This window comes from Streptomyces sp. NPDC020192, from assembly GCF_044388685.1.
Taxonomy (GTDB): Bacteria; Actinomycetota; Actinomycetes; order Streptomycetales; family Streptomycetaceae; genus Streptomyces.
On the sequence record NZ_JBIRXG010000008.1, the window covers coordinates 199,696 to 226,263 of the forward strand.

28 protein-coding genes and 1 pseudogene are annotated in these 26,568 nt (G+C 70.3%); 25 read left to right on the plus strand and 4 right to left on the minus strand.

Going from position 1 to position 26,568, the window contains the following annotated elements; all coding sequences use genetic code 11:
- Window positions 1-20: 20 nt before the first annotated feature.
- Complete coding sequence (gene ftsY / locus ACH47Z_RS17955; protein WP_399074573.1) at window positions 21-1,223, plus strand: signal recognition particle-docking protein FtsY; 1,203 nt, start codon at window positions 21-23, stop codon at window positions 1,221-1,223.
- Between the two features lie 88 nt (window positions 1,224-1,311).
- Here the strand turns inward: ftsY and ACH47Z_RS17960 are convergent, their stop codons facing one another.
- Window positions 1,312-1,974 carry a bifunctional DNA primase/polymerase gene (locus tag ACH47Z_RS17960; protein WP_399074575.1) on the minus strand — a complete coding sequence of 221 codons (663 nt, stop codon included), beginning with the start codon at window positions 1,972-1,974 and terminating at the stop codon, window positions 1,312-1,314.
- A 470-nt stretch (window positions 1,975-2,444) separates the two neighbouring features.
- On the opposite strand from ACH47Z_RS17960, the gene ACH47Z_RS17965 reads away from it, so the two are divergent.
- The 6 genes from ACH47Z_RS17965 to ftsH all read left to right on the plus strand — a co-directional run bounded on the left by ACH47Z_RS17965 (window position 2,445) and on the right by ftsH (window position 12,111).
- A complete protein-coding gene (locus ACH47Z_RS17965; RefSeq protein ID WP_399074577.1) occupies window positions 2,445-3,923 on the plus strand; it encodes a hypothetical protein in 1,479 nt (492 codons plus the stop codon).
- Window positions 3,924-4,265: 342 nt separating this feature from the next.
- Window positions 4,266-5,609, plus strand: coding sequence for an ammonium transporter (locus tag ACH47Z_RS17970; protein ID WP_399074579.1), 1,344 nt, complete (start codon window positions 4,266-4,268; stop codon window positions 5,607-5,609).
- On the plus strand, window positions 5,606-5,944 hold the full coding sequence (locus ACH47Z_RS17975) for a P-II family nitrogen regulator (RefSeq protein ID WP_043504401.1): 339 nt from the start codon (window positions 5,606-5,608) through the stop codon (window positions 5,942-5,944). The genes ACH47Z_RS17970 and ACH47Z_RS17975 overlap by 4 nt, the downstream gene beginning before the upstream one ends.
- Before the next feature lie 29 nt (window positions 5,945-5,973).
- Window positions 5,974-8,421 carry a [protein-PII] uridylyltransferase gene (locus ACH47Z_RS17980; protein WP_399074581.1) on the plus strand — a complete coding sequence of 816 codons (2,448 nt, stop codon included), beginning with the start codon at window positions 5,974-5,976 and terminating at the stop codon, window positions 8,419-8,421.
- A gap of 140 nt (window positions 8,422-8,561) precedes the next feature.
- Window positions 8,562-10,112 carry a signal recognition particle protein gene (ffh, locus tag ACH47Z_RS17985; protein ID WP_399074583.1) on the plus strand — a complete coding sequence of 517 codons (1,551 nt, stop codon included), beginning with the start codon at window positions 8,562-8,564 and terminating at the stop codon, window positions 10,110-10,112.
- Between the two features lie 61 nt (window positions 10,113-10,173).
- Window positions 10,174-12,111, plus strand: a complete 1,938-nt coding sequence (ftsH, locus tag ACH47Z_RS17990) for an ATP-dependent zinc metalloprotease FtsH (protein WP_399074585.1) — start codon at window positions 10,174-10,176, stop codon at window positions 12,109-12,111.
- Between the two features lie 7 nt (window positions 12,112-12,118).
- Here the strand turns inward: ftsH and ACH47Z_RS17995 are convergent, their stop codons facing one another.
- On the minus strand, window positions 12,119-13,027 hold the full coding sequence (locus ACH47Z_RS17995) for a class I SAM-dependent methyltransferase (protein WP_399074587.1): 909 nt from the start codon (window positions 13,025-13,027) through the stop codon (window positions 12,119-12,121).
- A gap of 513 nt (window positions 13,028-13,540) precedes the next feature.
- On the opposite strand from ACH47Z_RS17995, the gene ACH47Z_RS18000 reads away from it, so the two are divergent.
- The 15 genes and pseudogenes from ACH47Z_RS18000 (at window position 13,541) to ACH47Z_RS18070 (ending at window position 23,703) form a co-directional block, all read left to right on the plus strand.
- Window positions 13,541-14,137 carry a hypothetical protein gene (locus ACH47Z_RS18000; RefSeq protein WP_365180980.1) on the plus strand — a complete coding sequence of 199 codons (597 nt, stop codon included), beginning with the start codon at window positions 13,541-13,543 and terminating at the stop codon, window positions 14,135-14,137.
- Between the two features lie 305 nt (window positions 14,138-14,442).
- On the plus strand, window positions 14,443-14,862 hold the full coding sequence (gene rpsP, locus ACH47Z_RS18005) for a 30S ribosomal protein S16 (protein WP_071370664.1): 420 nt from the start codon (window positions 14,443-14,445) through the stop codon (window positions 14,860-14,862).
- 5 nt (window positions 14,863-14,867) lie between these two features.
- Window positions 14,868-15,107, plus strand: a complete 240-nt coding sequence (locus ACH47Z_RS18010; protein ID WP_003973401.1) for an RNA-binding protein — start codon at window positions 14,868-14,870, stop codon at window positions 15,105-15,107.
- An 82-nt stretch (window positions 15,108-15,189) separates the two neighbouring features.
- A complete protein-coding gene (gene rimM, locus ACH47Z_RS18015; protein WP_399074590.1) occupies window positions 15,190-15,732 on the plus strand; it encodes a ribosome maturation factor RimM in 543 nt (180 codons plus the stop codon).
- Window positions 15,732-16,565 carry a tRNA (guanosine(37)-N1)-methyltransferase TrmD gene (gene trmD / locus ACH47Z_RS18020; protein ID WP_399074592.1) on the plus strand — a complete coding sequence of 278 codons (834 nt, stop codon included), beginning with the start codon at window positions 15,732-15,734 and terminating at the stop codon, window positions 16,563-16,565. Before rimM ends, trmD begins: the two co-directional genes overlap by 1 nt.
- 135 nt (window positions 16,566-16,700) lie before the next feature.
- Window positions 16,701-17,051, plus strand: coding sequence for a 50S ribosomal protein L19 (gene rplS, locus ACH47Z_RS18025; RefSeq protein WP_361246133.1), 351 nt, complete (start codon window positions 16,701-16,703; stop codon window positions 17,049-17,051).
- Between the two features lie 63 nt (window positions 17,052-17,114).
- Window positions 17,115-17,816 (plus strand): signal peptidase I, encoded by a 702-nt coding sequence (gene lepB, locus ACH47Z_RS18030; protein WP_399074595.1) that lies wholly within the window; start codon window positions 17,115-17,117, stop codon window positions 17,814-17,816.
- Entirely contained in the window at window positions 17,809-18,903 is a 1,095-nt protein-coding gene (lepB, locus tag ACH47Z_RS18035; RefSeq protein ID WP_399074597.1) for a signal peptidase I, read from the plus strand. Before lepB (ACH47Z_RS18030) ends, lepB (ACH47Z_RS18035) begins: the two co-directional genes overlap by 8 nt.
- Window positions 18,791-19,774, plus strand: coding sequence for a signal peptidase I (gene lepB / locus ACH47Z_RS18040; RefSeq protein ID WP_399074599.1), 984 nt, complete (start codon window positions 18,791-18,793; stop codon window positions 19,772-19,774). The genes lepB (ACH47Z_RS18035) and lepB (ACH47Z_RS18040) overlap by 113 nt, the downstream gene beginning before the upstream one ends.
- 72 nt (window positions 19,775-19,846) lie before the next feature.
- Window positions 19,847-20,581 (plus strand): signal peptidase I, encoded by a 735-nt coding sequence (lepB, locus tag ACH47Z_RS18045; protein ID WP_399074601.1) that lies wholly within the window; start codon window positions 19,847-19,849, stop codon window positions 20,579-20,581.
- Window positions 20,571-21,095: an NUDIX hydrolase gene (locus ACH47Z_RS18050; RefSeq protein ID WP_399074603.1), complete on the plus strand. Its 525-nt coding sequence runs from the start codon at window positions 20,571-20,573 to the stop codon at window positions 21,093-21,095. The genes lepB (ACH47Z_RS18045) and ACH47Z_RS18050 overlap by 11 nt, the downstream gene beginning before the upstream one ends.
- A gap of 56 nt (window positions 21,096-21,151) precedes the next feature.
- Window positions 21,152-21,460, plus strand: a complete 309-nt coding sequence (locus ACH47Z_RS18055) for a DUF2469 domain-containing protein (protein ID WP_003965949.1) — start codon at window positions 21,152-21,154, stop codon at window positions 21,458-21,460.
- Between the two features lie 88 nt (window positions 21,461-21,548).
- Window positions 21,549-21,914: a YraN family protein gene (locus ACH47Z_RS18060; protein ID WP_399074604.1), complete on the plus strand. Its 366-nt coding sequence runs from the start codon at window positions 21,549-21,551 to the stop codon at window positions 21,912-21,914.
- Window positions 21,915-22,226, plus strand: a pseudogene (locus ACH47Z_RS18065) (magnesium chelatase domain-containing protein); the annotation flags it as partial.
- A 13-nt stretch (window positions 22,227-22,239) separates the two neighbouring features.
- Window positions 22,240-23,703, plus strand: a complete 1,464-nt coding sequence (locus ACH47Z_RS18070) for a recombinase family protein (RefSeq protein ID WP_399074606.1) — start codon at window positions 22,240-22,242, stop codon at window positions 23,701-23,703.
- A gap of 52 nt (window positions 23,704-23,755) precedes the next feature.
- Here the strand turns inward: ACH47Z_RS18070 and ACH47Z_RS18075 are convergent, their stop codons facing one another.
- Window positions 23,756-24,829, minus strand: a complete 1,074-nt coding sequence (locus ACH47Z_RS18075; protein ID WP_399074608.1) for a tyrosine-type recombinase/integrase — start codon at window positions 24,827-24,829, stop codon at window positions 23,756-23,758.
- A gap of 114 nt (window positions 24,830-24,943) precedes the next feature.
- Here ACH47Z_RS18075 and ACH47Z_RS18080 point away from each other — a divergent pair, with 114 nt between their 5' ends.
- Entirely contained in the window at window positions 24,944-25,228 is a 285-nt protein-coding gene (locus ACH47Z_RS18080) for a helix-turn-helix transcriptional regulator (protein ID WP_399074610.1), read from the plus strand.
- A gap of 7 nt (window positions 25,229-25,235) precedes the next feature.
- Here ACH47Z_RS18080 and ACH47Z_RS18085 read toward each other — a convergent pair whose 3' ends face one another.
- Complete coding sequence (locus tag ACH47Z_RS18085) at window positions 25,236-26,021, minus strand: helix-turn-helix domain-containing protein (protein ID WP_399074612.1); 786 nt, start codon at window positions 26,019-26,021, stop codon at window positions 25,236-25,238.
- A 122-nt stretch (window positions 26,022-26,143) separates the two neighbouring features.
- On the opposite strand from ACH47Z_RS18085, the gene ACH47Z_RS18090 reads away from it, so the two are divergent.
- Complete coding sequence (locus tag ACH47Z_RS18090) at window positions 26,144-26,374, plus strand: helix-turn-helix domain-containing protein (RefSeq protein ID WP_399074614.1); 231 nt, start codon at window positions 26,144-26,146, stop codon at window positions 26,372-26,374.
- Entirely contained in the window at window positions 26,371-26,547 is a 177-nt protein-coding gene (locus tag ACH47Z_RS18095; RefSeq protein ID WP_399074616.1) for a hypothetical protein, read from the plus strand. Before ACH47Z_RS18090 ends, ACH47Z_RS18095 begins: the two co-directional genes overlap by 4 nt.
- Window positions 26,548-26,568: the final 21 nt, after the last annotated feature.

The window sequence follows — 26,568 nt, forward strand, 5'->3', positions numbered from 1 at the left end:
TGGCTGATACTGGACGGGTTATGGAAACCGTCATCCTTGCTGTAGTCATCGCCGTGGTCGTGCTCGGCGCGCTCGGCGGGCTGATCGTGGGCAGCCGGCGCCGGAAGCCGCTGCCTCCGCCACCCCCGAAGACGCCCGACATCACCGCCCCCCCGGCCGAGCCGCACGTCGGCGACGAGGCCGAGACGCCGCGCGACGAACCGCGCCGGACGATCGAGGAGGTGGACCTCCCCGGCGGCCCCGCACCGGTCGCCGTTGAGGAGCCTCCCGCTGTCGAGGCTCCCGAGATCGAGATCCCGGAGCCCACCGCGGGCCGGCTGGTCCGGCTGCGCGCCCGCCTGTCCCGCTCCCAGAACGCCCTCGGCAAGGGCCTGCTCACGCTGCTCTCGCGCGAGCACCTGGACGAGGAGACCTGGGAGGAGATCGAGGACACCCTGCTCACCGCCGACGTCGGTGTGCTGCCCACCCAGGAGCTGGTCGAGGGCCTGCGCGAACGCGTCAAGGTGCTCGGCACCCGCACCCCCGAGGAGCTGCGCGGCCTGCTGCGCGAGGAGCTGCTCAAGCTGGTCGGCACGGACTTCGACCGCACGGTGAAGACCGAGCCCGAGGACCGCAAGCCCGGCATCGTGATGGTCGTCGGCGTCAACGGAACCGGCAAGACCACCACCACCGGCAAGCTCGCGCGCGTGCTCGTCGCCGACGGCCGTACGGTCGTCCTCGGCGCCGCCGACACCTTCCGCGCCGCCGCCGCCGACCAGCTCCAGACCTGGGGCGAGCGCGTCGGCGCCTACACCGTGCGCGGCCCGGAGGCCGGTGACCCGGCGTCCGTGGCCTTCGACGCGGTCAAGGAGGGCAAGGAGATGGGGGTCGACGTCGTCCTCATCGACACCGCCGGCCGGCTGCACACCAAGACCGGCCTCATGGACGAGCTGGGCAAGGTCAAGCGGGTCGTGGAGAAGCACGCGCCGCTCGACGAGGTGCTCCTCGTCCTGGACGCCACCACCGGCCAGAACGGCCTGGTGCAGGCCCGCGTCTTCGCCGAGGTCGTGGACATCACCGGCATCGTGCTGACCAAGCTGGACGGTACGGCCAAGGGCGGCATCGTCGTCGCGGTCCAGCGCGAGCTGGGTGTGCCGGTCAAGCTGGTCGGACTCGGCGAGGGCGCGGACGATCTGGCGCCGTTCGAGCCGGAGGCGTTCGTGGATGCGCTTATCGGCGACTGAGAACCACATACCGACATTGGTATGTGGTCAAGAAGTGCCCGCCCTCAAGGTGCAGTTGGGGACGGGCACTTCGCCTTTCCGGCGGGGCCTACGCTCGCGCCCGCGACCGGTGCGCCACATATGCCAGCGTTCCCAGCACCAGCCGCGCCGCCGGAGGTGCCGTCGCCGAGTCCAGGGCCGGTGGGCGCAGCCAGCGCACCGGGCCCAGGCCGCCCCGGTCGGAGGGCGGTGCCGTGATGTACGTACCGGGGCCGAGGCCGCGCAGGTCCAGGGCGGAGGGGTCGTCCCAGCCCATGCGGTAGAGCAGCCGGGGCAGGTCGGCGGCGGCGCCGGGGGCGACGAAGAAGTGGGCCCGGCCGTCCGGGGTCGCGGCCACGGGGCCGAGCGGGAGGCCCATGCGCTCCAGCCGGACCAGCGCGCGCCGGCCGGCCGCCTCGGAGACCTCGATGACGTCGAACGCCTGGCCCACCGGCAGCATCACCGCGGCGCCCGGGAACTCCGACCAGGCCTTGCTCACCTCGTCCAGCGTTGCCCCGGCCGGCACCCGGGGCGCGAACTCCAGCGGATGGGCCCCCGGCGCCGGGCAGCCGGCGCGCCCGCACGAGCAGGCGCCCGCCGCGGTCCGCGCGCCCGGCACCACGTCCCAGCCCCACAGCCCGGTGAACTCGGCGACGGCGGTGCACTCCGAGGAACGGCCGCGCCGCCGCGTGCCGGAGCGGATCTCGCGAATGCCGCCGATCGTGAAGCCCATGCCCCCTCCAACGGGTCCAGCGCGCCGGTGGTTACGACACGGAACGGAACGAAAGCGGAACGTAACGCTCTAGGCTCCGCCTTCCCGCGTCGGCCGTGGGCCACGCGCGAGATCAAGGCGGCGCCTGGAAGCGCTTCAGGTGGCGCACGTGGGGGACACGCGCCCCTTCGTGCATCACTCCGCCTACTCTCGGTCGTCCTATGTCAAGTGAATCGCGGACCGGGGATCGTGAGTTCATTCGAAGGGGTGGCGAATGGTGGCGTTTCTTGGAACGCCATGGCTGGACCGGTGATCGTAGGATTACTGTGAGTGTGCGAGTCTTCGGGGCATATGCATCCATGGGTTGCCGGAGGCCAGTCGTCAACTCGTTCGAAGGGTGACAACCAGCGGACGGGAGGCCGTATTTACCGGCATTCTGATAGGGCTTGGCGCAGTCGGCGACAAGTGGTCTCAGGGATGGGGGCGTTCCAGTGAGCGGCAACGGCGGTAGCGGGACGAACGCTGACAAGCGCCCCAATGAGCTGCTCGGTTCGTGGTTCGTGCGCAGCGGCTGGTCCAAGGGCGAGCTGGCCCGCCAGGTGAACCGCCGGGCACGCCAGTTGGGCGCCAACCACATCTCCACCGACACCTCGCGCGTACGGCGCTGGCTGGACGGGGAGAATCCGCGCGAGCCGATCCCGCGCATCCTCTCGGAGCTGTTCTCCGAGCGCTTCGGCTGCGTCGTCTCCATCGAGGACCTCGGCCTGCGCGCCGCCCGCCAGTCACCCTCCGCGTCCGGCGTCGACCTGCCCTGGACCGGCCCGCAGACCGTCGCCCTGCTCGGCGAGTTCTCGCGCAGCGACCTGATGCTCGCCCGGCGCGGCTTCCTCGGCACCTCTCTCGCGCTGTCCGCCGGTCCCTCCCTCATCGAGCCCATGCAGCGCTGGCTCGTGCCGAGCCCGGCCTCCCCGGTGGCCGCCGAGCCCGCGCCCGTCCTCGACCCGCGCCGCCCCGGCCGGCTGTCCAGGCCCGAGCTGGAGCTGCTGGAGTCCACCACCAGGATGTTCCGCCAGTGGGACGCCCAGTGCGGCGGCGGCCTGCGCCGCAAGGCGGTCGTCGGCCAGCTGCACGAGGTCACCGACCTGCTCCAGGAGCCCCAGCCCGAGTCCACCACCCGCATCCTGTTCAAGGTCGCCGCGGAGCTGGCCGAGCTGGCGGGCTGGATGTCGTACGACGTCGGCCTACAGCCCACCGCGCAGAAGTACTTCGTCCTCGCCCTGCACGCGGCCAAGGAGGCCGGGGACAAGCCGCTCGGCTCGTACATCCTCTCCAGCATGAGCCGCCAGATGATCCACCTCTGCCGGCCCGACGACGCCCTGGAGCTGATCCACCTCGCCCAGTACGGCAGCCGCGACTGCGCCAGCCCGCGCACCCAGTCCATGCTGTATGCGATGGAGGCCCGCGCGTACGCCAACATGGGCCAGCCCGGCAAGACCAAGCGCGCCGTCCGCATGGCCGAGGACACCTTCTCCGAGGCCGACGAGTGGGACGAGCCGGACCCCGACTGGATCCGCTTCTTCTCCGAGGCCGAGCTGTACGGCGAGAACTCCCACTCCTTCCGCGACCTCGCCTACGTCGCCGGGCGCAGCCCCACCTACGCCTCCCTCGCCGAGCCGCTCATGCAGCGGGCGGTGGAGCTGTTCGCCAACGATCCGGAGCACCAGCGGTCGTATGCGCTCAACCTGATCGGCAAGGCCACCGTGCACCTGCTCCAGCGCGAGCCCGAGCAGGGCACGGAATACGCCTCCCAGGCCATGGAGATCGCCAGGAAGGTCCGCTCCGAGCGCGTGAACACTCGTATCCGAAAGACGGTCGACACGGCCGCGCGGGACTTCGGCGACCTCGCCGTCGTCATCGACCTCACCGACCAGCTCTCCGTAGACCTCCCGGAGACCGCCGAGGCCGTCTGACGACCCCGGCATCCCAAGCCCCGGCCGCGGCCGGGCCTCCCGAACTGCCCGACTCGGCTCCCCCACGCCAGGTCATCGAGAGGCCCGCCGCGGCCGGCCTGTGCGCCCCCGAGGACTCCTCCTCGGCGGGTTGCGTCACGATAACGATCGCCATGCCGGAGATCCGGCAGTTCATGCACGCGTAACACGCACGGCGCCTTCGTCACCCCGGCGAAACTTCGAGGGGCTTCCACCGAAACCGCGCTGCGTCAGTCTCATGGCGCATAACCGGCCCACCCCACACCCGCCGGACCGCTCAGGCACCGCCCGCACGGGGCCGTACCAACCGACGAGGAGACGCCGATGGCACCAGCCATCACGCTTGCCGCGGAGGCACCCAAGCTGTCCTCCGCGAACACAGGCTTCATGCTCATTGCTTCCGCCCTGGTGCTGATCATGACGCCGGGTCTGGCCTTCTTCTACGGAGGCATGGTCCGGGTCAAGAGCACCCTGAACATGCTGATGATGAGCTTCATCAGCATGGGCATCGTGACCATCCTCTGGGTGCTCTACGGCTTCTCCCTCGCCTTCGGCACGCACAACGGCCTCATCGGCTGGAACTCCGACTGGTTCGGGCTCAGCAAGATCGGCCTGACGGACCTCTGGCCCGGCTACACCATCCCGATCTTCGTCTTCATGGTCTTCCAGATGATGTTCGCCATCATCACCCCGGCCCTGATAAGCGGCGCACTCGCCGACCGCGTGAAGTTCTCGGCCTGGTGCCTGTTCGTCGCCCTGTGGCTCACGATCGTCTACGTCCCGGTCGCCCACTGGGTCTGGGGCGCCGACGGCTGGGCCTTCAAGCTCGGCGTGATCGACTTCGCGGGCGGTACGGCGGTCCACATCAACGCGGGTGCGGGGGCCCTCGGCGTCATCCTCGTCATCGGCAAGCGCGTCGGCTTCAAGAAGGACCCGATGCGCCCGCACAGCCTCCCGCTGGTCATGCTCGGTGCCGGTCTGCTGTGGTTCGGCTGGTTCGGCTTCAACGCGGGCTCCTGGCTCGGCAACGACGACGGCGTCGGCGCGCTGATGTTCGTCAACACGCAGGTCGCCACCGGTGCCGCCATGCTGGCCTGGCTCGCCTACGAGAAGATCCGGCACGGCGCGTTCACCACGCTGGGCGCCGCCTCCGGCGCGGTCGCCGGTCTGGTCGCGATCACCCCGTCCGGCGGCGCGGTCTCCCCGCTCGGCGCGATCGCCGTCGGCGCCATCGCCGGTGTCGCCTGCGCCGCGGCCGTCGGCCTGAAGTTCAAGTTCGGCTACGACGACTCCCTCGACGTCGTCGGCGTCCACATGGTCGGCGGCATCCTCGGCTCCCTGCTGATCGGCTTCTTCGCCACCGGCAAGGGCCAGTCCACCGCCACGGGCGTCTTCTACGGCGACCACAGCTGGACCCAGCTGTGGAAGCAGTGCGCGGGTGTCGGCGCGGTCCTCGGCTACTCGCTGGTCGTCTCCGCGGTCCTCGCCTTCCTGCTCGACAAGACGATCGGCATGCGGGTCACCGAGGACGAGGAGGTCGCCGGCATCGACCAGGCCGAGCACGCCGAGAGCGCCTACGACTTCAGCGGCACCGGCGGTGGTGTCATCGGCTCCGCCGCCCACGCCCCGGCCCTCGCCGTCTCGCAGACCAAGAAGGTGGACGCATGAAGCTCATCACCGCCGTCGTCAAGCCCCACCGGCTGGACGAGATCAAGGAGGCCCTTCAGGCCTTCGGCGTCCACGGGCTGACGGTCACCGAGGCCAGCGGTTACGGTCGTCAGCGGGGCCACACCGAGGTCTACCGCGGTGCCGAGTACACCGTCGACCTGGTCCCCAAGATCCGCATCGAGGTGCTGGCCGAGGACGACGACGCCGAGCAGCTGATCGAAGTCATCGTGAAGGCGGCCCGCACCGGCAAGATCGGTGACGGCAAGGTCTGGTCCCTGCCGGTCGACACGGCCGTACGGGTCCGCACCGGCGAGCGCGGCCCCGACGCGCTCTGACCACAACTGTCGAGAACGGGAGTCGCTGGGTGACGGGTACGGACGGGCGGATGGAAGCAGAGGACTCGGGACCCAGCGGCTACGCGGCGGCCCGGCTGCGCCTCCTCACCGAGGGGGCGCGGTCCGGGCCGCCGCGCCGTGCCGCCCTCGCGGAACTGACCGACGACTGGCTGGCCGGACTGTTCACGGCGGCGGCCCAGGGGCTCACGGGGGTCTCTCTGGTCGCCGTCGGTGGCTACGGCCGCGGCGAGCTGTCCCCGCGCAGCGACCTGGATCTCCTTCTGCTGCACGACGGCGGTGACACCAAGGCGGTGGCCGCGGTGGCCGACCGCCTCTGGTACCCCGTCTGGGACCTCGGCCTCGCCCTCGACCACTCCGTGCGCACCCCTGGCGAGGCCAGGAAGACCGCGGGCGAGGATGTGAAGGTCCAGCTCGGTCTCCTGGACGCCCGCCATCTCGCCGGTGACCTCGGCCTCACCGCCGGCCTGCGCACCGCCGTCCTCGCCGACTGGCGCAACCAGGCCCCCAAACGCCTCCCCGAACTCCAGGAACTGTGCGCCGAGCGCGCCGAGCGGCAGGGTGAGCTGCAGTACCTGCTGGAACCCGACCTCAAGGAGGCGCGCGGCGGCCTGCGCGACGCCACCGCGCTGCGCGCCGTCGCCGCCTCCTGGCTCGCCGACGCCCCGCGCGAGGGCCTCGCCGACGCCCGGCGCCGACTGCTGGACGTCCGCGACGCCCTGCACCTGACGACGGGCCGCGCCACCGATCGCCTGTCCCTCCAGGAGCAGGACCAGGTGGCGGCCGAGCTGGGCCTGCTGGACGCGGACACGCTGCTGCGGCAGGTGTACGAGGCGGCGCGTGTGATCTCGTACGCCAGTGACGTCACCTGGCGTGAGGTGGGGCGCGTGCTGCGTTCGCGCGCAGTACGGCCGCGCCTGCGCGCCATGCTGGGCGGCGGCAAGCCGGTCGCCGAGCGCTCGCCGCTGGCCGAGGGCGTGGTGGAGCAGGACGGCGAGGTGGTGCTCGCCCGGGCCGCACGCCCCGAACGCGACCCCGTGCTTCCGCTGCGCGCCGCGGCCGCCGCCGCGCAGGCCGGTCTTCCGCTCTCCCTGCACGCCGTACGGCGCATGGCCGCCACCGCGCGCCCCCTGCCCACGCCCTGGCCCGTCGAGGCCCGCGAGCAGCTGGTCACCCTGCTCGGCTCCGGCCGCCCCACCGTTGAGGTCTGGGAGGCACTGGAGGCGGAAGGCCTGATCAGCCGCCTCCTGCCGGACTGGGAGCGGGTCCGCTGCCGCCCTCAGCGCAATGCCGTCCATATCTGGACAGTCGATCGGCACCTCATCGAGACGGCGGTCCGCGCCTCCGAACTGACCCGCCACGTCAGCCGCCCCGACCTGCTCCTGGTCGCCGCCCTGCTGCACGACATCGGCAAGGGCTGGCCCGGCGACCACTCGGTGGCCGGCGAGATCATCGCCAAGGACGTGGCGGCGAGGATCGGCTTCGACCGCGCGGACGTGGCCGTCCTGTCGTCGCTGGTCCGCCACCACCTCCTCCTCGTCGAGACGGCCACCCGCCGTGACCTGGACGACCCGGCCACGGTCCGCTCGGTCGCCGAGGCGGTCGGCACGCAGGGCACCCTGGAGCTGCTGCACGCCCTGACCGAGTCCGACGCCCTCGCCACCGGACCGGCCGCCTGGTCCTCCTGGCGCGGCTCCCTCGTCGCCGACCTGGTCCGGCGGGTGTCGGCCGTCCTCGCGGGGGACACCCCGGACGAGCCCGAGCCGGCCGCGCCGACGGCCGAGCAGGAGCGGCTCGCGATCGAGGCGTTCCGCACGGGTGGCCCGGTCCTGGCGTTGCGCGCCCAGCGGGAACCGGTCGGCGAGGACGAGCCCGCCCAGGAACCTCTCGGGGTGGAGCTGCTCATCGCCGTACCCGACCAGCCCGCCGTGCTCCCCGCGGTCGCCGGGGTCCTCGCCGTGCACCGCCTGACCGTCCGTACGGCGGAACTGCGCACTCTGCGCCTGCCCGACGACGTCCAGGACGACGGCGCGGTCCTGCTGCTCAACTGGCGGGTCGCCGCCGAGTACGGCTCCCTGCCCCAGGCCGCCCGGCTGCGCGCCGACCTCGTCCGCGCCCTCGACGGCTCCCTGGACATCGCCGGCCGCCTCGCCGAACGGGACGCGGCCTACCCGAGGCGCCGCGGCTGGGTGGCCCCGCCACCCCGCGTCACGGTGGCCCCGGCCGCCTCCCACCACGCCACGGTGATCGAGGTACGGGCCCAGGACGCCCCGGGCCTGCTGCATCGCATCGGGATGGCGCTGGAGAAGGCGGGGGTGCGGGTGCGGAGCATGCACGTCAGCACGCTGGGTTCGAACGCGGTGGATGCGTTCTATGTCACGACCGGCACGGGTGCGCAGTTGCCCACGGAGGACGCTTCGTCACTGGCCCGGGTGCTGGAGGAGACGTTGCGGGCGTGACCGCGCAGTCCTCGCGGCCGTCGACGGCCGCGAGGAGCGTTCCGCTCGCCTGATGCGGCGGGCGGGGACCGTTGCCTTGCCGGGCCAGATACCCTGGAGGGCAGCCCAGACCACTTCCGACCCCGAGGACCGACGCCACCGTGTTCGATACCCTCTCCGACCGCCTCAGCGCGACTTTCAAAAACCTCCGCGGCAAGGGCAGGTTGTCCGAGGCGGACATCGACGCCACGGCACGCGAGATCCGCATCGCGCTCCTCGAGGCCGACGTTGCGCTGCCCGTCGTGCGGACGTTCATCAAGAACGTCAAGGAGCGTGCCCTCGGCGCCGAGGTCTCCAAGGCGCTGAACCCCGCCCAGCAGGTCCTCAAGATCGTCAACGACGAGCTGGTGACCATCCTCGGCGGCGAGACCCGGCGTCTGCGCTTCGCCAAGCAGCCGCCCACCGTGATCATGCTGGCGGGTCTGCAGGGTGCCGGTAAGACCACCCTCGCGGGCAAGCTCGGCCGCTGGCTGAAGGAGCAGGGCCACTCGCCGCTGCTCGTCGCCGCCGACCTTCAGCGCCCCAACGCCGTCAACCAGCTCAGCGTCGTCGCCGAGCGCGCCGGTGTCGCCGTGTTCGCGCCGGAGCCGGGCAACGGCGTCGGCGACCCGGTGCAGGTCGCCAAGGACTCCATCGACCACGCGAAGTCCAAGGTCCACGACATCGTGATCGTGGACACCGCCGGCCGCCTCGGCATCGACCAGGAGATGATGCAGCAGGCCGCGGACATCCGTGACGCGGTCAGCCCGGACGAGATCCTGTTCGTCGTCGACGCGATGATCGGCCAGGACGCGGTCAACACCGCCGAGGCCTTCCGCGACGGCGTCGGCTTCGACGGCGTGGTCCTGTCCAAGCTCGACGGCGACGCCCGCGGTGGTGCCGCGCTGTCCATCCGGCAGATCACCGGCAAGCCGATCATGTTCGCGTCGAACGGCGAGAAGCTGGACGACTTCGACGCGTTCCACCCGGACCGGATGGCCTCCCGCATCCTCGACATGGGTGACCTGCTCACCCTGATCGAGCAGGCGGAGAAGACCTTCAGCCAGGAAGAGGCCGCCAAGATGGCCTCGAAGCTGGCGTCCAAGAAGGGCCAGGACTTCACCCTGGACGACTTCCTGGCCCAGATGGAACAGGTCAGGAAGATGGGCAGCATCAGCAAGCTGCTCGGCATGCTTCCGGGCATGGGCCAGATCAAGGACCAGATCCAGAACATCGACGAGCGGGACGTCGACCGCACCGCCGCGATCATCAAGTCGATGACCCCGGGCGAGCGCCAGGACCCGACGATCATCAACGGCTCGCGCCGCGCCCGTATCGCCAAGGGTTCCGGTGTCGAGGTCAGCGCGGTGAAGAACCTGGTCGAGCGGTTCTTCGAGGCCCGCAAGATGATGTCCCGCATGGCACAGGGCGGCGGTATGCCGGGGATGCCGGGGATGCCGGGCATGGGCGGCGGCCCCGGCCGTACCAAGAAGCAGCCCAAGCAGGCCAAGGGCAAGCAGCGCTCCGGCAACCCGATGAAGCGCAAGCAGCAGGAGCTGGAGGCGGCCCAGCGCCGCGAGGCCGCCGCTCAAGCCGGCGGCGCCTTCGGACTGCCGCAGCAGGGCGGCGAGGACTTCGAGCTGCCGGACGAGTTCAAGAAGTTCATGGGCTGAGTTCGCCCCCGGGTTCACCGCTGGGCATGCCAGGGGTTGGTCATTGTCGTACGGTCCGCATATGACCAACCCCGCGCCGCCGCGCAAGTCGCCCGACCAGCCCTGGCGTACCGAAGGTGCTCCGGAGGAGCCGTCCCCCCAGCCGCCCGGCGGGCGGAAGATGCGGGGCGGCTGGTGGCGGCTGATCCTGACCGCGCTGATCGTGTACCTGATCGCCAACCTGGTGCTGTCGTACTTCGGCGAGGAGAACGAGCCGACGATCTCGTACACCGAGTTCAGCAAGCAGGTCAACGACGGCAATGTCGCCAAGATCTACGCCAAGGGCGACTCGATCCAGGGGCAGCTCAAGAAGGAGCAGAAGAACCCCGGCGGCGGCACATACACCAAGTTCAACACCGAGCGGCCGTCCTTCGCGAACGACAATCTCTGGTCGAATCTGACCAAGCACAACGTCACGGTCACGGCTCAGCCCGTCGTCCAGCACCGCAGCTTTCTCGCCAATCTGCTGATCTCACTGGCGCCGATGCTGATCCTCATCGCCGTGTGGATCTTCATCGCGCGGCGGATGAGCGCGGGTATCGGCGGCGCGGGCGGCATGCTGGGCCGCAAGGCGCCGCCCAAGCCGGTCGAGCTGGTGCCGGGGGAGAAGCGCACCACCTTCGCCGACGTGGCCGGAATCGACGAGGTCGAGGGCGAGCTGAACGACGTCGTCGACTTCCTGAAGAACCCCGACGCCTACCGCCGTATGGGTGCCAAGATGCCCCGCGGTGTGCTGCTCGCGGGCGCGCCCGGCACCGGGAAGACGCTGCTCGCACGCGCGGTCGCCGGTGAGGCGGGGGTGCCGTTCTTCTCCGCGTCCGCGTCCGAGTTCATCGAGATGATCGTGGGCGTGGGCGCCTCGCGCGTGCGGGAGCTGTTCGCGGAGGCCCGCAAGGTCGCCCCGTCGATCATCTTCATCGACGAGATCGACACCATCGGACGGGCCCGCGGCGGTGGCGCGTCCGTGGGCGGGCACGACGAGCGCGAGCAGACCCTCAACCAGATCCTCACCGAGATGGACGGCTTCTCCGGCTCGGAGGGCGTCATCGTCATCGCGGCCACCAACCGCGCCGACATCCTCGACCCGGCCCTGACCCGCCCCGGCCGCTTCGACCGGGTCGTCCAGGTCTCGCCCCCGGACCGCGGCGGCCGCGAGGCCATCCTGGCGATCCACACCCGCGACATCCCCCTCGGACCGGGCGTGGACCTCGCCCAGGTGGCGCGCACGACCCCGGGCATGACCGGCGCCGAGCTGGCCAACCTCGCCAACGAGGCCGCGCTGCTCGCGGTGAAGCGCAAGCAGGCCGTGGTGACCCAGTCCGATCTGTCCGAGGCCCTGGAGAAGATCCAGCTCGGCGCGGAGCGGGCGCTGGTGATGCCCGAGGAGGAGCGCCGGCGCACCGCCTACCACGAGAGCGGGCACGCCCTGCTGGGCATGCTCCAGCCGGGCGCCGACCCGGTCCGCAAGATCACCATCGTGCCGCGCGGCCGGGCCCTGGGGGTCACGCTCTCCACGCCGGACGCGGACAAGTACGCGTACACCGAGGAGTACCTGCGCGGCCGGATCATCGGCGCGCTCGGCGGCATGGCGGCCGAGCACGTCGTCTACGACGTGATCACCACCGGTTCCGAGAGCGACCTGGAGCAGGTCACCAACATCGCGCGCGGGATGGTGTCCCGCTGGGGCATGAGCCGGGAGGTCGGCCGCCTCTCCGCGCTCCCGAACGACGCCCAGCAGGCCTACGGGCTCGCCGCCGCGCCGCAGACCCTGGACGTCATCGACACCGAGATGCGCCGGATCGTGGACGAGTGCTACGAGGAGGCGTGCCGCAAACTCCGCGACCACCGCGACCAGTTGGACGCCCTCGCCCAGGCACTGCTGGAGAACGAGACGCTGGAGGAGGCGGACGCGTACCGGATCGCCGGGATCACCCGCCTGACGAAGGACGTCGATTCCTAGGGATTTCTCAGGGCACGCGCGCGACGAGGTACCGGAAGACGTTCGGCATCCACACGGTCCCGTCCGGGCGGCGGTACGGATGCAGTGCCTCGGTGAGTTCCTTGTCGACCTGCTTGGCGTCCGTCGCCGCGATCGCCGCGTCGAACAGCCCCGTCGACAGCAGGCCCCGTACGGCGCTGTCGAGGTCGGCGTACCCGAACGGGCAGGCGACCCGCCCCGAGCCGTCCGGCTTCAGCCCGGCCCGCTGCGCGACCTCCTCCAGGTCGTCCCGCCGGGCCGGCCGCCAACTGCCCGTGCTCCGCAGCGGTTCGGCGAGCTTGGCCGCCACCCGCAGCACCGAGGAGGTGGCACACCGCTCCGGCGGCCCCCACCCGGCCAGCACCACGGCGGCTCCCCGCGAGGCCAGCGGCAGGGCCTGCGCCAGCAACTCCCCGAGCCCCTCGGAGTCCTCGGCAAGACACCCGACCGGCTCGAAGACGGTCACCAGGTTGTACGCAGCAGCGTCACCGCCCACATCGGCGGGTGATCCGGCGACGAGTTCCACGCCCGCACGCGCGCGCGTACGACCACTTTCGGTGGGCCCGCCGGGCAGTGCGGGCACGCCCCCGGGTACGCCGTGCGAGGAGTGTGGCAGCAGGCGTTCGCGGGCGAGGCCGAGGCGTTCGGGGGAGGAGGCGTCCACGCCGGTGACCGTGGCCCCTCTCGCGGCCGCCATCAGCAGTGCGAGTCCCGTGCCGCAGCGCAGGCCCAGGAGCCGGGTGGCGGGGCCCACTTCGAGCCGTTCGTGGACGGCTTCGTAGAGCGGCACCAGCATCCGCTCCTGGATCTCGGACCAGTCACGCGCGCGTGCGCACAGGTCCACGCGGGGTGCGGAATCCGCGTGAGCCGTGTGCTGCCGCACGAGCGTAGATGTCATAGGTGAGCGCCCCAATCCGCCGACAGTTCGCCGCCGCGCCCGGTCGCCTGGCCCCCGTGCCGTGCGCGCGCACTTCCCACGTATGTCAGGTAACTCCCGGCTCGCGGTGGCGTCCAGAGGTCGTGGAGCCCTGCTTGGGGTCTGGTCGCGTCTGTGGCGAGATTTCACATCCCGGCAATCTGGATGACCGTACGGTGTCCGTTCCCGAAGACGGGCCGGTGCCAGGAGTGGGGACGGCTCGCGGTAACGTCACGACCGTCACGGACGCTGACCGAGGTGTGGCCGTGTGCCGAGCGCGGCCGAAACGCCTCTTGCGCAGCCGTCGCCCGGGGCACTAATGGCCGGGTCGTAGGGCGGACTACGCACCAGCTTGGTACGAGCTGTGCGGCTTCTCCGCAGATCAGCGCACCCGCCCTCGTCAGGACGCATCAGCGGCAAACTGACGGGTACGTGCAAATTATTTGGGATGACCCGGAATAGGAACACATTCGAGCTCCCGCTCGTTGTCATTACGTGAGCACGACACAGACACCACCTGTTCTCGCCGCGGAGCTGGCGCAGGCGTGGGCCGACATTCAGCGGTACCACCCCGAGCTGCCGGACCTCGCCGCGCCAGAATCCCTGATCGGAGAGTCGTCGTCCGCGTGCGGGCACGAGCTCTCCTTCGAGCGACTGCTCCATGAGGCAGTCCACGGCATCGCGGCCGCCCGCGGGATCCGCGACACCTCCCGCGCCGGCCGGTACCACAACCGCCGCTTCCTGGCGATCGCCGAGGAGCTGGGCCTGGACCACCCCGAGGAGCCGCACCCGAGCAGCGGCTTCTCCCTGGTCACGCTCAACCCCGAGGCGAAGCGGCGCTACCGCCCGACGATCGAGCGGCTCCAGCGCGCGCTGAAGGCCCACACGGCGGCCACGACGTCCGACACCACCCGCAGCTTCCGCGGCCCGGCCGCCCGGCACGGCTCCTCCGGCGGGGGCGTCCGCGTCAAGGCGGTCTGCGACTGCGGTCGCAACGTCCGGGTGGTCCCCTCGGTCCTGGCCCAGGCACCGATCGTCTGCGGCGGCTGCGGCAAGCCGTTCAGAATCCCGGAGGTCGCGGGAGCGGCGTGACCCGAGCCGCGGAACGCCGGCATCTCGTGGGTGCCGGAAGCGGGCTCGTCGTCGACAGCACCGGGCAGCGCACCCGACGTGACCTCACCTCCACGCCGGGTGCCGCACCGGCATGCCCAGGCGCGGCTCACAGACCCTCGGCCCGAAGCGGCCCGCAGGGTATGGCACAATGGCTAGCTGTACTCGACAGCCGCACAGGACCCCTCTCTCCTCCGGCTGACGCGTCCATCGGGCACTCGGGTACCGCAACCCCACGCGGCAGCTCGCCGTGCCCAACCACGTCAAAACCAGGAGAACCCACTCCCGTGGCAGTCAAGATCAAGCTGAAGCGTCTGGGCAAGATCCGTTCGCCTCACTACCGCATCGTCGTCGCCGACTCCCGTACCCGCCGTGACGGCCGGGCCATCGAGGAGATCGGCAAGTACCACCCGACCTACAACCCGTCGGTCATCGAGGTGGACGCCGACCGTGTGGCGTACTGGCTGGGTGTCGGTGCGCAGCCGACCGAGCCCGTCCTCGCCATCCTGAAGAAGACCGGCGACTGGCAGAAGTTCAAGGGCGAGCCGGCTCCCGCGCCGCTGCTCGTCGCTGCGCCGAAGGCCGCGCGTCCGTCGTTCGAGGCTCTCGGCGGTGACGACGAGGGCAAGGGTGAGGCGATCACCCAGAAGAAGAAGGCTGAGAAGAAGGACGAGGCCGCGGCTGAGTCCGAGTCGACCGAGGCCTGAGCAGCATGCTCGAAGAGGCGCTTGAGCACCTCGTGAAGGGCATCGTCGACAACCCTGACGATGTGCAGGTCGCCTCGCGCAACCTGCGCCGCGGGCGCGTGCTGGAGGTCCGGGTCCACCCCGACGACCTCGGCAAGGTGATCGGCCGCAACGGCCGTACCGCGCGCGCTCTGCGTACCGTCGTGGGCGCCATCGGCGGCCGCGGTGTCCGTGTCGACCTCGTCGACGTGGACCACGTCCGCTGACGCTTCAACGCAACCGGCTCGGGCCGGGGAGGGCCACTGGGCCGTCCCCGGCCCGCAGTCGTATGACAGGAGATTTGGACAGGTGCAGCTGGTAGTCGCACGGATCGGCCGTGCCCATGGCATCAAGGGCGAGGTCACCGTCGAGGTGCGTACCGACGAGCCGGAACTCAGGCTCGCGCCCGGCGCCGTACTCGCCACGGATCCCGCCTCCACGGGACCGCTGACCATCGAGACGGGGCGCGTCCACAGCGGCCGCCTCCTCCTGCGCTTCGAGGGCGTCACCGACCGCAACGCGGCCGAGGCCCTGCGCAACACCCTGCTGATCGCCGAGATCGACCCCGAGGAACTGCCCGAGGGCGAGGACGAGTACTACGACCATCAGCTCATCGACCTCGACGTCGTCACCGAGGACGGGCAGGAGGTCGGCCGGATCACCGAGATCTCGCACCTGCCCTCCCAGGACCTGTTCATCGTGGAGCGCCCCGACGGCAGCGAGGTGCTGATCCCCTTCGTGGAGGAGATCGTCACCGAGATCGACCTGGAGGAGCAGAAGGCCGTCATCGCGCCTCCGCCGGGCCTGATCGACGACCACGCGGTGATCGACTCGACCCGGGAAGAGTCCTGATGCGCCTCGACGTCGTCACGATCTTCCCCGAGTACCTGGAACCCCTGAACGTCTCCCTCGTCGGCAAGGCACGCGCGCGTGGACAGCTGAACGTCCATGTGCACGACCTGCGCGCGTGGACGTACGACCGGCACAACACGGTCGACGACACGCCGTACGGCGGCGGCCCCGGCATGGTCATGAAGACCGACCCGTGGGGCGACGCCCTGGACACGGTCCTCGCCGACGGCTACGAGACCGGCGCCCAGGCCCCCGCGATCATCGTTCCCACCCCCAGCGGCCGCCCCTTCACCCAGGAACTGGCCGTCGAGCTCTCCGAGCGCCCCTGGCTGGTCTTCACGCCGGCCCGGTACGAGGGCATCGACCGGCGCGTGATGGACGAGTACGCGACGCGCGTGCCCGTCTACGAGGTCTCCATCGGCGACTACGTCCTCGCCGGCGGCGAGGCGGCCGTACTCGTCATCACGGAGGCCGTGGCGCGGCTGCTGCCCGGCGTCCTCGGCAACGCCGAGTCCCACCGCGACGACTCCTTCGCGCCCGGCGCGATGGCGAGCCTCCTGGAGGGCCCCGTCTACACCAAGCCGCCCGTCTGGCGCGGCCGGGAGATCCCCGACGTGCTGCTCAGCGGCCATCACGGCAAGATCGCCCGCTGGCGCCGCGACGAGGCCCTGAGACGTACGACCGCCAACCGGCCCGATCTGATCGAGCGCTGCGACCCCAAGGCCTTCGGCAAGAGGGACCGCGAGATGCTGTCCATCCTGGGCTGGGAACCGGACCCCGAAGGTCAGCCGTTCGGCCGATTTTGGCGGCGGGCCGGGGGCATGGAAGAATAGACCGCTGTTGTGCGTCCGTCCGGCGTGCGCCCCTGCCACGGGGGGACACGACGCCCGCCCCGACCCGCACGGCAGACCTCTTGTACACCTAGTTTCCGTTGATGACCTGTGGCATCAGCGAAGAAAGCAGACGAAATGTCTCACCTGCTCGACTCCGTCGACGCCGCGTCGCTGCGCAGCGACCTCCCGGCCTTCCGTCCGGGTGACACCGTCAACGTCCACGTCCGCGTCATCGAGGGCAACCGCTCCCGTGTGCAGCAGTTCAAGGGCGTTGTGATCCGTCGCCAGGGCTCCGGTGTCCGCGAGACCTTCACGGTCCGCAAGGTCTCGTTCTCCGTCGGCGTCGAGCGCACCTTCCCGGTGCACACCCCGATCGTCGAGAAGATCGAGCTGGTCACCCGTGGTGACGTGCGCCGCGCCAAGCTGTACTACCTCCGTGAGCTGCGCGGCAAGGCCGCGAAGATCAAGGAGAAGCGCGAGAGCTGAGCGCTCGCAAGGCGCCCACAGCTTGACGGTGTCCACAGCCGGGCGGGATAGCATCTCGCCCCGATGGACACCGAAGCACAGCCGACGGAACGCGACCGCTCCTCCCACCCGGATTCCCCGGGGCCGGAGGGACGGTCGCGTTTCGCGTTGGTGTCGCGGATCGCCGAGTGGCTGCCGGGCGGCCGGATCACCCTCACCCTCTTCCTCTGCCTGGCGTTTTTGCTGGTCCTCAACGCTTTCGTGGTGCAACCGTTCCAGATTCCGAGCGGATCCATGGAACAGGGCTTGAGGATCGGCGACCGCGTTCTCGTAAATAAGTTGGCGTACCGTTTCGGTGCCCAGCCGCGCCGCGGCGATGTGATCGTGTTCGACGGCACCGGTTACTTCGGGGACGCCGACTACATCAAGCGCGTTGTCGGTGTGGGGGGAGACCATGTGGTCTGCTGCGACAAGAAGGGGAGGATCGAGGTGAACGGCCACGTGGTCGACGAGTCGGCCTTCCTCTATCCCGGGGACAGCGCCTCGAGCGTGACCTTCGACGTCGCCGTGCCCGCGGGGCGCCTGTTCGTCCTCGGCGACCACCGCAGCGACTCCAGCGACTCCCGCGACCACCTCGGCTCACCCGGCGGCGGCATGATCCCGGTCGGCGACGTCGTCGGCCGGGCCGACTGGATCGTCTGGCCGTACGGCCACTGGACGCATCTGACGCGGCCCTCCGCCTACGCGCGCGTGCCCGCTGCCTCCGCGGCAGGCGCCCATGGGTAGCCGCGGCAAGCCGCGAGGGGTGCCGAGCACGCCCGCCGACAATCTGCTGCCCACCGGGGCACGCCGCACCTCCACGCCCGGCGGCGGCGGCCGCACGCGCGCGGAGCGGCGAAAACTCCAGCGCAAGGTCAAGCGCAAGCGCCGGCGTTCAGCCGTTCGGGAGATCCCCCTTCTGGTCGGAGTCGCCGTCCTCATCGCGCTCGTCCTGAAGACGTTCCTCGTCCAGGCCTTCGTGATCCCGTCCGGCTCCATGGAGCAGACGATCCGGATCGGCGACCGCGTCCTGGTCGACAAGTTCACCCCGTGGTTCGGCTCCAAACCCGAGCGCGGGGACGTCGTCGTCTTCCACGACCCGGGCGGCTGGCTGGCGGACGAGCAGACCACCAAGAAGAACGACCCCGTCGTCGTCAAGCAGGTCAAAGAGGGCCTCACCTTCATCGGCCTGCTGCCCTCCGACAACGAGAAAGACCTGATCAAGCGGGTCATCGGGGTCGGCGGCGACCATGTGAAGTGCTGTGACGCGCAAGGAAGGATGACCGTCAACGGCGTCCCGCTGACCGAGGGCAACTACATCTATCCGGGTGACGCCCCGTCCGCCATGCGCTTCGACATCACGGTCCCCAAGGGCCGGCTGTGGGTGATGGGCGACCACCGGGGCAACTCCGCCGACTCCCGTTTCCACATGAACACGCCGTACGGCGGCACGGTCTCGGAGAAGTCCGTCGTGGGCCGGGCCGTCGCCATCGGCTGGCCGCTCGGCCACTGGACACGCCTTCAGGAACCTAAAACCTTCGCAAGCGTCGCCCACTCCGTGTCGGGTACGACCGCCGCTCCCGGGCTGTCGCATAGGGTTGCCCCCGAGAATCCGAACGGAATCACCCAGCTCCCGACCCCTGCGGAACTCCCGCTCGTTATGGGAGTGGTGGGCCTGCGCCGTATCACGGGCAGGCGGCGGCACAGAGTAAGGAGTTGGCGTGGGGGATGTGGCGGTTGGCGCACGGTCGGGACACGACGGCGAGGAGCACCGCGGGCACCCCGTGGAAGCCAACGCACCCGGCCCGGAAGGCGCCATGACCTCCGGGAATGACGCGGCGGCGGACGACGACCGCACGCCGGACGACGAGCAGCAGCCCCGGACCGACGACGCGGGTGCGGGCGAGGCCGCCCGCCCGCCGAAGAAACCACGCTCCTTCTGGAAGGAGCTGCCGATCCTCATCGGCATCGCGCTGGTCCTGGCGCTGCTGATCAAGACGTTCCTGGTGCAGGCGTTCTCGATCCCGTCCGACTCGATGCAGAACACCCTGCAGCAGGGCGACCGCGTCCTGGTCGACAAGCTCACCCCGTGGTTCGGCTCCAAGCCCGAGCGCGGCGAGGTGGTCGTCTTCCACGACCCGGACAACTGGCTGGCGGGCGAGCCGGCGCCGAACCCGAACCCGGTGCAGAAGGTCCTCAGCTGGATCGGCCTGATGCCGTCGGCGGAGGAGAAGGACCTGATCAAGCGTGTGATCGGGGTCGGCGGCGACACGATCGAGTGTAAGAACTCGGGCCCGCTGCTGGTCAACGGCCACGCGCTGAACGAGCCGTACGTCTACCCCGGCAACACCCCGTGCAGCGTGGACGACCAGGGCGGCCAGTTCAAGGTGAAGGTCCCCGAGGGCTACATCTGGGTGATGGGCGACCACCGCCAGAACTCCCGCGACTCGCGCTACAACCAGACCGACAAGCACCACGGCATGGTGCCGGTCGGCGATGTCGTGGGCCGCGCGATCGTCAAGGCCTGGCCGATCAACCGCTGGGGCACCCTGCCGATCCCGGACACCTTCGACCAGCCCGGCATCTCCCAGCAGACCTCGGCGTCCGCCGCCCTGACGGTGGCCCCGGAGGGCGCGGCCCTCACGGCGGTGCTGCCGGTGGCGGTGTGGCGGCGCAGGCGGTCGGTGAAGGCGGAGCGGGACTGAGCGACCGGCCGCTCGACGGAGTCGCCCGGGTGGGTGGGCAAGCCCAGGTACCGCCCGGTAGGGTCCCGGTCCATGAGTGGTCAGAGCAGGCAAGGGGCAGGGCAGCGGCTGTCCGGGGTGGTCGTCGCACTCGGTCTGGTGCTGTTCCTCGGCGGATTCGCCTGGGCAGCGGTGAGCTACCGGCCGTACACCGTGCCCACCAGCTCCATGACCCCGACCATCGACGCCGGCGACCGGGTGCTGGCCCAGCGTGTGCACGGCGACGACATACGCCGCGGTGACGTCGTCGTCTTCGAGGACAAGAGCTGGGTCAGCAACGCCAAGGTGGTCAAGCGGGTCGTTGCGATCGGCGGCGACACCGTCTCCTGCTGCACGAACGGCAAGCTGACCGTCAACGGCAAGCAGATCGACGAGCCGTACCTGCCCAAGGGCAGCCTGGCCGAGTTCAAGAACTTCCCGACCGTGACCGTCCCCGAGGGCCGCCTGTTCCTGCTCGGTGACGAGCGCCAGGGCTCCCTGGACTCCACGGCCCACCTCACCGACGCGGCCCAGGGCACGGTCTCCCGTGACGCCGTCTCCGCGCGCGTGGACGCCGTCGTATGGCCCTGGAAGGGCAAGCTGGGGCGGCCCACCGGCTTCGAAGCCCTCGGCACCCTCTCCCAGCCCGGCCCGCTGAGCACCATCGAGCTGCTGATCGCCGCCGGCGCCGTCCTGGTCCTGGCCGGCGGCGCCTACGGCCCGATCGCGAGCCGCCTGGGCCGCTCCCGCGCCCGTACGGCCCGCCCGGAGGCGGCCGGTGCCCGCTGAGCCCACGCGGACGGACGAGGACACGTACGAGGGCGGCCTGCGCAAGGTGGCCCGGGTGGTCCTCCTCGACCCCGAGGACCGCATCCTGCTCCTGCACGGCCATGAGCCGGGGAACCCGGCCGACGACTGGTGGTTCACTCCCGGCGGCGGTCTGGAGGGCGCCGAGACCCGTGAGGAGGCCGCACTCAGGGAACTCGCCGAGGAGACGGGCATCACCGAGGTCGAACTCGGCCCGGTGCTGTGGCGGCGCAGGTGCTCCTTCCCCTTCGCGGGCCGCCGCTGGGACCAGGACGAGTGGTACTACCTGGCCCGTACGACGCAGACGGCGACCGCGCCGGCCGCGCTGACGGAGCTGGAGCGGAGCAGTGTCGCCGGAGCACGCTGGTGGACGTGTCAGGAACTGACCCGGGCACATGAGACGGTGTATCCGACCAGACTCGCCGAGCTGCTCCAGCGGCTGCTCGACGAAGGTCCCCCGGCCGGGCCCGAGACCCTCGACACGGAAATCGTCTGAGGTCACCCGGGACTGGCGCACAATGGTGGGATCGCACGGCTGAAGGGGAACATGCCATGAGCGCCGAGGACCTCGAGAAGTACGAGACCGAGATGGAGCTGAAGCTCTACCGGGAGTATCGAGATGTCGTCGGTCTGTTCAAATACGTGATCGAGACCGAGCGGCGTTTCTACCTCACCAACGACTACGAGATGCAGGTGCACTCGGTCCAGGGCGAGGTGTTCTTCGAGGTGTCCATGGCCGACGCCTGGGTCTGGGACATGTATCGCCCGGCGCGCTTCGTCAAGCAGGTCCGCGTGCTGACGTTCAAGGACGTGAACATCGAGGAGCTGAACAAGAGCGACCTGGAGCTTCCGGGTGGGTGACGGAGTTTTCCACAACCGCTGAGTAACCCACCAAGATCAACATCTTGGACGGGAACGCGTGACCGTTGGCGCCGGAGGTGGTGCCGACATGAGCAAGGCACGCAGTGCACTCGGCAAGTACGGCGAGGACCTGGCCGCGCGACGGCTGGTCCAGGCCGGAATGACGGTCCTGCAGCGCAATTGGCGCTCCGGCAGGACAGGTGAGATCGACATCGTGGCCAGGGACGGCGACGTCCTGGTCGTCTGCGAGGTGAAGACCCGCAGGGGCGGTTCCTACGAGCATCCGATGGCCGCGGTCACCCCCGAGAAGGCCGAACGGCTGCGGGGCCTGGCCGAACGCTGGATCCACGCCCACGGCGGAGCCCCACCGGGAGGGGTCCGCATCGACCTCGTCGGCGTCCTCCTGCCCCGCCGTGGCGCCCCGTCCGTCGAGCACGCGCGGGGGGTGGCCTGAATGGGATTCGCCCGCACCTGCTCGGTGGCCCTGGTCGGCGTCGAGGGAGTGGTCGTCGAGGTCCAGGCCGACCTGGAACCAGGCGTCGCCGCCTTCACCCTGGTGGGCCTCCCGGACAAAAGCCTGTCGGAGAGCCGTGACCGGGTCCGGGCAGCGGTGGTGAACTCGGGCGGCGAGTGGCCGCAGAAGAAGCTCACCGTCGGCCTCAGCCCGGCGTCGGTGCCCAAAGCCGGCTCCGGCTTCGACCTGTCAATGCTGGCGCGCAGACACTTTTACGCCCTACGCTTGGGCCATGCAGAACGCCCCCGACCGACCCCCACGCCGCATGGTCATCTACGCGAGGATCTCCGACGACCGCGAAGGCCGGCAGAACGGCGTCGACCGCCAAGAACGGCAGTGCCGCCAGCTCGCCGGCAAGAACGGAGACGAGGTCGTCGCCGTCTTCACCGACGACGACCGGTCCGCGTACTCCGGAAAGCCGCGCCCGGACTACCTGAAGATGCTCGCGTTCCTCCGCGCCGGCCACGCTGACGGCGCTCTCGCCCTCGCCCCCACCCGCTTCTACCGGCGCCTCGACGACGGGCTTGAGTTCTTCAAGCTCATCGCCGAGAAGAGCCTTGAAGTCGAGACGGTAAAACAGGGTCGCTATGACTTGTCCACGGCCGACGGCCGTCGGGACGCCCTGCGGGCCGCCGTGGATGCCCAGCACGAGACGGAGCAGATCTCCGAGCGCGTCCGTGATGCGAAGGCCGACAACCTCGCCAAGGGCGAATATCGCGGCGGACCACGCCCATTCGGATATGAGGCCGATGGCGTGACAATCCGGGAGGACGAGGCGCGGCACGTGCGCGCCGCCACCGATGCGGTCATCGCCGGAGATAGCCTCCGATCCATCTGCCGCACACTCGCCACCCAGGGCGTCCGCACAGTTCCCCGCAGGTACAAGCAGCCGGACGGCACCCGCGGCGAGCCAGAGTCCCGCGAGTGGACGGGCGAGGAGCTGCGGAAAATGCTCCTGCGGCCCCGCAACGCCGGACTCATGGAGCACAGGGGTGAGATTGTCGGCAAAGCCTCCTGGGAACCCCTGGTGTCCGAGGACAAATGGCGGGCATGCAAAGCCGTCCTCGAACGCCCGGAGCGGCGGACGACGCCCGGCAACGCCCGCGTCTGGCTCGGATCGGGGCTGTACCGGTGCGGCACCCCCGGGTGCGACGAGACGATGCGCTGCTCGACGTCGGGCAGGGGCAGCCGCAACCATCACGTGCCCGCGTACCGGTGCCGTAGCGGCAAGCATGTGACCCGGGTCGCTGCGCCGCTCGACGAGCACATCACGAACCTCGTCCTCGTCCGCCTGTCCCGCCCGGACGCCGCCAGCGTCCTCCTGCCGCCCTCTCAGCCGTCCGAGAACCGCGAGGACCTGGCGGCCACGGCGAACGCCCTGCGCGGCAAGCTGGACGGCTTGGCGGCCGACTATGCCGAGGACCTCATCACCCGGCAGCAGATGCTCGACGGGACCGCTCTCACCCGCAAGCGGCTGGAGAAGATAGAGGCCCAGATGGAGGCCCAGGCGCAGCACAACGTGTTGGCCGGGCTCCCGCTCGGTACGGACCGGGTTGTCGAGGAGTGGCCCGACTGGCACCTCGACAAGAAGCGGGCGATCATCGACGCCCTGATGACGGTCACGGTCCTGCCCGCGCGCCGAGGACGGCCAGCGGGCTTCCAGCCGGGCGTGACGAAGACGTACTTCGACCCGGCCGGGGTGCGCATCGACTGGAAGCACCCAGGGTGACCTACGAGCGCGGCGACTGGCCCGGCCGGGGATCCCGCCGGGCCTTCCTGCGTCAGGCCTCTCGGCTCTCCAGGCGCTCCGCCATGGCGGCGGCAACCTTGTACGCCGGGTGCCCGTCGAGCCGTCCGCGGCGCCGGTTGTACCGCTGGGTGGTGCGCGGGTCCCGGTGGCCGGCCGCGTCCTGCACCTCGTGCAACGGCACTCCGGCGTCGAGAGCATCCGTGATGAACCCGTGCCGGAGCGCGTGCGGCTTGATGGAGTTGGCTTGCGGCAGCTCGGCGCGGCGGGCGAGCACGCGCAGGTGTGTCCATACCTCCGGCTCGGACCAGCGGCGGCCGGAGCTGGTGGTGAACAACGGCCCGGACCCACGGCCGTCGAGGTACGTCAGGAGCGCGTCGAGAGCCAGAGGCGGCACGGGCACGGCCTGGACGCGCCCGCCCTTCCGTCGCAGCGGCAGCGTGCGGTGCCCGCGGTCGTAGCCGAGCTGCTCGGCGTTGAGCGCCAGGACCTCGTCAACGCGCGGGCCTAGGAGGTAGAGCAGTGCGACGAGCGCGTACGAGCGTGGCGACCAGTCCCGTGCGGTCTCCAGCAGCCGGGCGGTCTCGTCCTGGGTGAGGCCCTCGGTGGGGGAGTGGTCGGGGTCGATGTCCGGGCGGCCGACAGCGGCGAACGGGTCCGCCGGCACAGCGCCGAGCCGGGCCGCGTAGGTGTAGAACGACCCGGCGGCCGACAGAGCTTGAGCCCGGCCGGACGGCGACAGCGGCTTGCCGGCCGGTGCAGTCTCGCCGCGCCGACCTCCCTTCACGCGTACGAGGGTGGGCGCGCTCTCCAGGTGCCTGGAGTACGCGTCGGCGAGCGGTAGCCGGGCCTCGATCGGATGGACGCCAGCGGAGCGAGCGTAGGCCTCCCACGCGCGGAATCGACGGGCGTACGCGCGTCGGGTGTTGGCAGAACGCTGCCGGGCGATCCATGCGCCGGCGAGGTCGGGCAACGGGTCGTCCGCCCCATAGGTATCTGCGAGTTCGTCGCGGAGTTCGCGGGCCTCGGCGGGCCAGTCGTCGCGCGGGTCATGACGGGCCGTCGAGACTTCGGTTCCGGTGGCGGTCCGAGGTGCGGGTAGGTTCACGGCTCAACTCCCCCGTAGCTATTGGATAACCGAGATTATCCAATATAGGTGGGGTGGCCCTAGGGCCATGGCTGTTTCACCCGATCCGGGGATGCTGCGCGTATCGTCGACTGTATGCAATCAACGGCTATGCGGGAGCGGCGAGTTCCACCGGTCGGGCTCGGGGGTGCACTGCGGCAGGCGCGCGAGATCGTCGGCCTCTCTCAGGGTGCGGTGGCTGCGGTGCTCGGCGTCGGGCCCGACTACGTCAGCAAACTGGAGCGCGGCGAGCGGTGCCCGTCCGTCGAGGTGGCGCACGCGCTCGCCGCGGTGCTGGACCTGAGCGAGGCCGGGGCGGTACTGCTCTCGGCTGCGGCGGTCGGCGACGCCGGCCGCTCCCATCCGTGGCGGAGGAACTGAGGCGGGGTTACTGGTCTTCAGCGTTGGCACCCTCGCCTGTCGGCTCAGAGACGTTCGTGACCGTGCCATCCGCGCCGACCTGGACGTGAGAGATCATCCCGGGGTACTGGCGCTTGACCTCGTCCAGGCCATCCCCGTGGGTCAGTGCTTCGCCGACCTCTTCGAGGTTGAGCCTGAGCTGCTCGACCCGGCGGAGCGCCATCCGGGACCACCTTGCGCGGTCATCGCGGTCACCTCGCGGTCCGACGATGTCCTCGACAAGTCCCTCAAGCTGTTGGGTCAAACGCACGAGGGGATGATCTGCGGTGCGACGGAGCCCCTGGGGGAGTGCCAGAGTCATGTACTCGGCTCGCCGGCGGTCGTACTCCTGCTCCCGTTCGTACGCCTCCCGTGCCATGGCGGGATCCGCGCCAGGCTCAGCCAGGCTGACCCCTTCGCCTGGTTCCCAGTCCATCGCTGGCCGTTGCCCTGCGCTCCACTGCCAGGCCGTGCGGCTGGTGACCTCATGGTTGTCAGTGAGCTTGACCGGATCGTCGCCAAAGGTGGCCGGAAGCAGGAGTGTCGCCGGCGAGACGTTGAGGGCGTCGGCGAGCGCGACGAGGTCATCCGCATCGACGCGGCGAGTCCCTGCCTCAATCCGGGAGATCCCGAGCGGCGGGATAGGCCGGCCGAGCTCGCGGGTTCTGTCCGCTAGATCCTTCTTGCTCAGCCCTCGCGCTTCCCGGAGCCGTAGCACGTTGGCTTGGACCCGCTGTCCGGTGGACCCCAAGGGGTTCTTCTTCTCGTCTGCCACCCACCCAAGGTACGCATCGAAATGATGCGTCCGCAACTCAACTTGCTTCCCGGACATTCCATGGATTACCTTCGATCTGTCAGCGCATCGAAGTGATGCGTAGACGGATCAAGGGAGATTTCATGCCTTCAGGGTTGATCTCCGTGCTGTCGGATGTCGGAGACGACTGGCTGACCGCACGCGAGGCCGGCGCTATGGCGCGAGTCAGCGAGAAGACGCTCGCCAACTGGCGTTCCCTCGGGAACGGGCCGGCGTACACGAAGCTGAGCCCCGGCCGCGGAGGCCGCATCCGATACCGCCGCCGCGACGTCGTCGCATGGCTCAACGGCGAGCGCAACGCGGAGGCCGCGTGAACGCCGAGGAGCTCGCCGCAGAGTGCGAAGCGCGGGGCGACATGGCCGGCGCCCGCTACTGGCGCCACGTCGAGGCCGTCGTGAATGCGGCTCCTCCGCTCTGCCCCGAGCAGGTCGCGCGGCTCCGAGTCCTCATCTGGTCGTCCGACTCCGAGCCCGCCTCGGCCGCATGAGAACGGCCCTCAGCTGGCGCG

What these genes read in the sequence shown, in the direction of transcription:
- ACH47Z_RS17995 (WP_399074587.1), bottom strand. Translation starts at nt 13,027, where the DNA reads ATGACATCTACGCTCGTGCGGCAGCACACGGCTCACGCGGATTCCGCA.
- ACH47Z_RS17960 (WP_399074575.1), bottom strand. Translation starts at nt 1,974, where the DNA reads ATGGGCTTCACGATCGGCGGCATTCGCGAGATCCGCTCCGGCACGCGG.
- trmD (WP_399074592.1), top strand. Translation starts at nt 15,732, where the DNA reads ATGCGCCTCGACGTCGTCACGATCTTCCCCGAGTACCTGGAACCCCTG.
- ACH47Z_RS18010 (WP_003973401.1), top strand. Translation starts at nt 14,868, where the DNA reads ATGCTCGAAGAGGCGCTTGAGCACCTCGTGAAGGGCATCGTCGACAAC.
- ACH47Z_RS18080 (WP_399074610.1), top strand. Translation starts at nt 24,944, where the DNA reads ATGCAATCAACGGCTATGCGGGAGCGGCGAGTTCCACCGGTCGGGCTC.
- ACH47Z_RS17975 (WP_043504401.1), top strand. Translation starts at nt 5,606, where the DNA reads ATGAAGCTCATCACCGCCGTCGTCAAGCCCCACCGGCTGGACGAGATC.
- ACH47Z_RS18070 (WP_399074606.1), top strand. Translation starts at nt 22,240, where the DNA reads ATGGTCATCTACGCGAGGATCTCCGACGACCGCGAAGGCCGGCAGAAC.
- ftsY (WP_399074573.1), top strand. Translation starts at nt 21, where the DNA reads ATGGAAACCGTCATCCTTGCTGTAGTCATCGCCGTGGTCGTGCTCGGC.
- ACH47Z_RS18090 (WP_399074614.1), top strand. Translation starts at nt 26,144, where the DNA reads ATGCCTTCAGGGTTGATCTCCGTGCTGTCGGATGTCGGAGACGACTGG.
- ACH47Z_RS18060 (WP_399074604.1), top strand. Translation starts at nt 21,549, where the DNA reads ATGAGCAAGGCACGCAGTGCACTCGGCAAGTACGGCGAGGACCTGGCC.
- ftsH (WP_399074585.1), top strand. Translation starts at nt 10,174, where the DNA reads ATGACCAACCCCGCGCCGCCGCGCAAGTCGCCCGACCAGCCCTGGCGT.
- lepB (WP_399074601.1), top strand. Translation starts at nt 19,847, where the DNA reads ATGAGTGGTCAGAGCAGGCAAGGGGCAGGGCAGCGGCTGTCCGGGGTG.
- ACH47Z_RS17970 (WP_399074579.1), top strand. Translation starts at nt 4,266, where the DNA reads ATGGCACCAGCCATCACGCTTGCCGCGGAGGCACCCAAGCTGTCCTCC.
- ACH47Z_RS18055 (WP_003965949.1), top strand. Translation starts at nt 21,152, where the DNA reads ATGAGCGCCGAGGACCTCGAGAAGTACGAGACCGAGATGGAGCTGAAG.
- lepB (WP_399074595.1), top strand. Translation starts at nt 17,115, where the DNA reads ATGGACACCGAAGCACAGCCGACGGAACGCGACCGCTCCTCCCACCCG.
- lepB (WP_399074597.1), top strand. Translation starts at nt 17,809, where the DNA reads ATGGGTAGCCGCGGCAAGCCGCGAGGGGTGCCGAGCACGCCCGCCGAC.
- rplS (WP_361246133.1), top strand. Translation starts at nt 16,701, where the DNA reads ATGTCTCACCTGCTCGACTCCGTCGACGCCGCGTCGCTGCGCAGCGAC.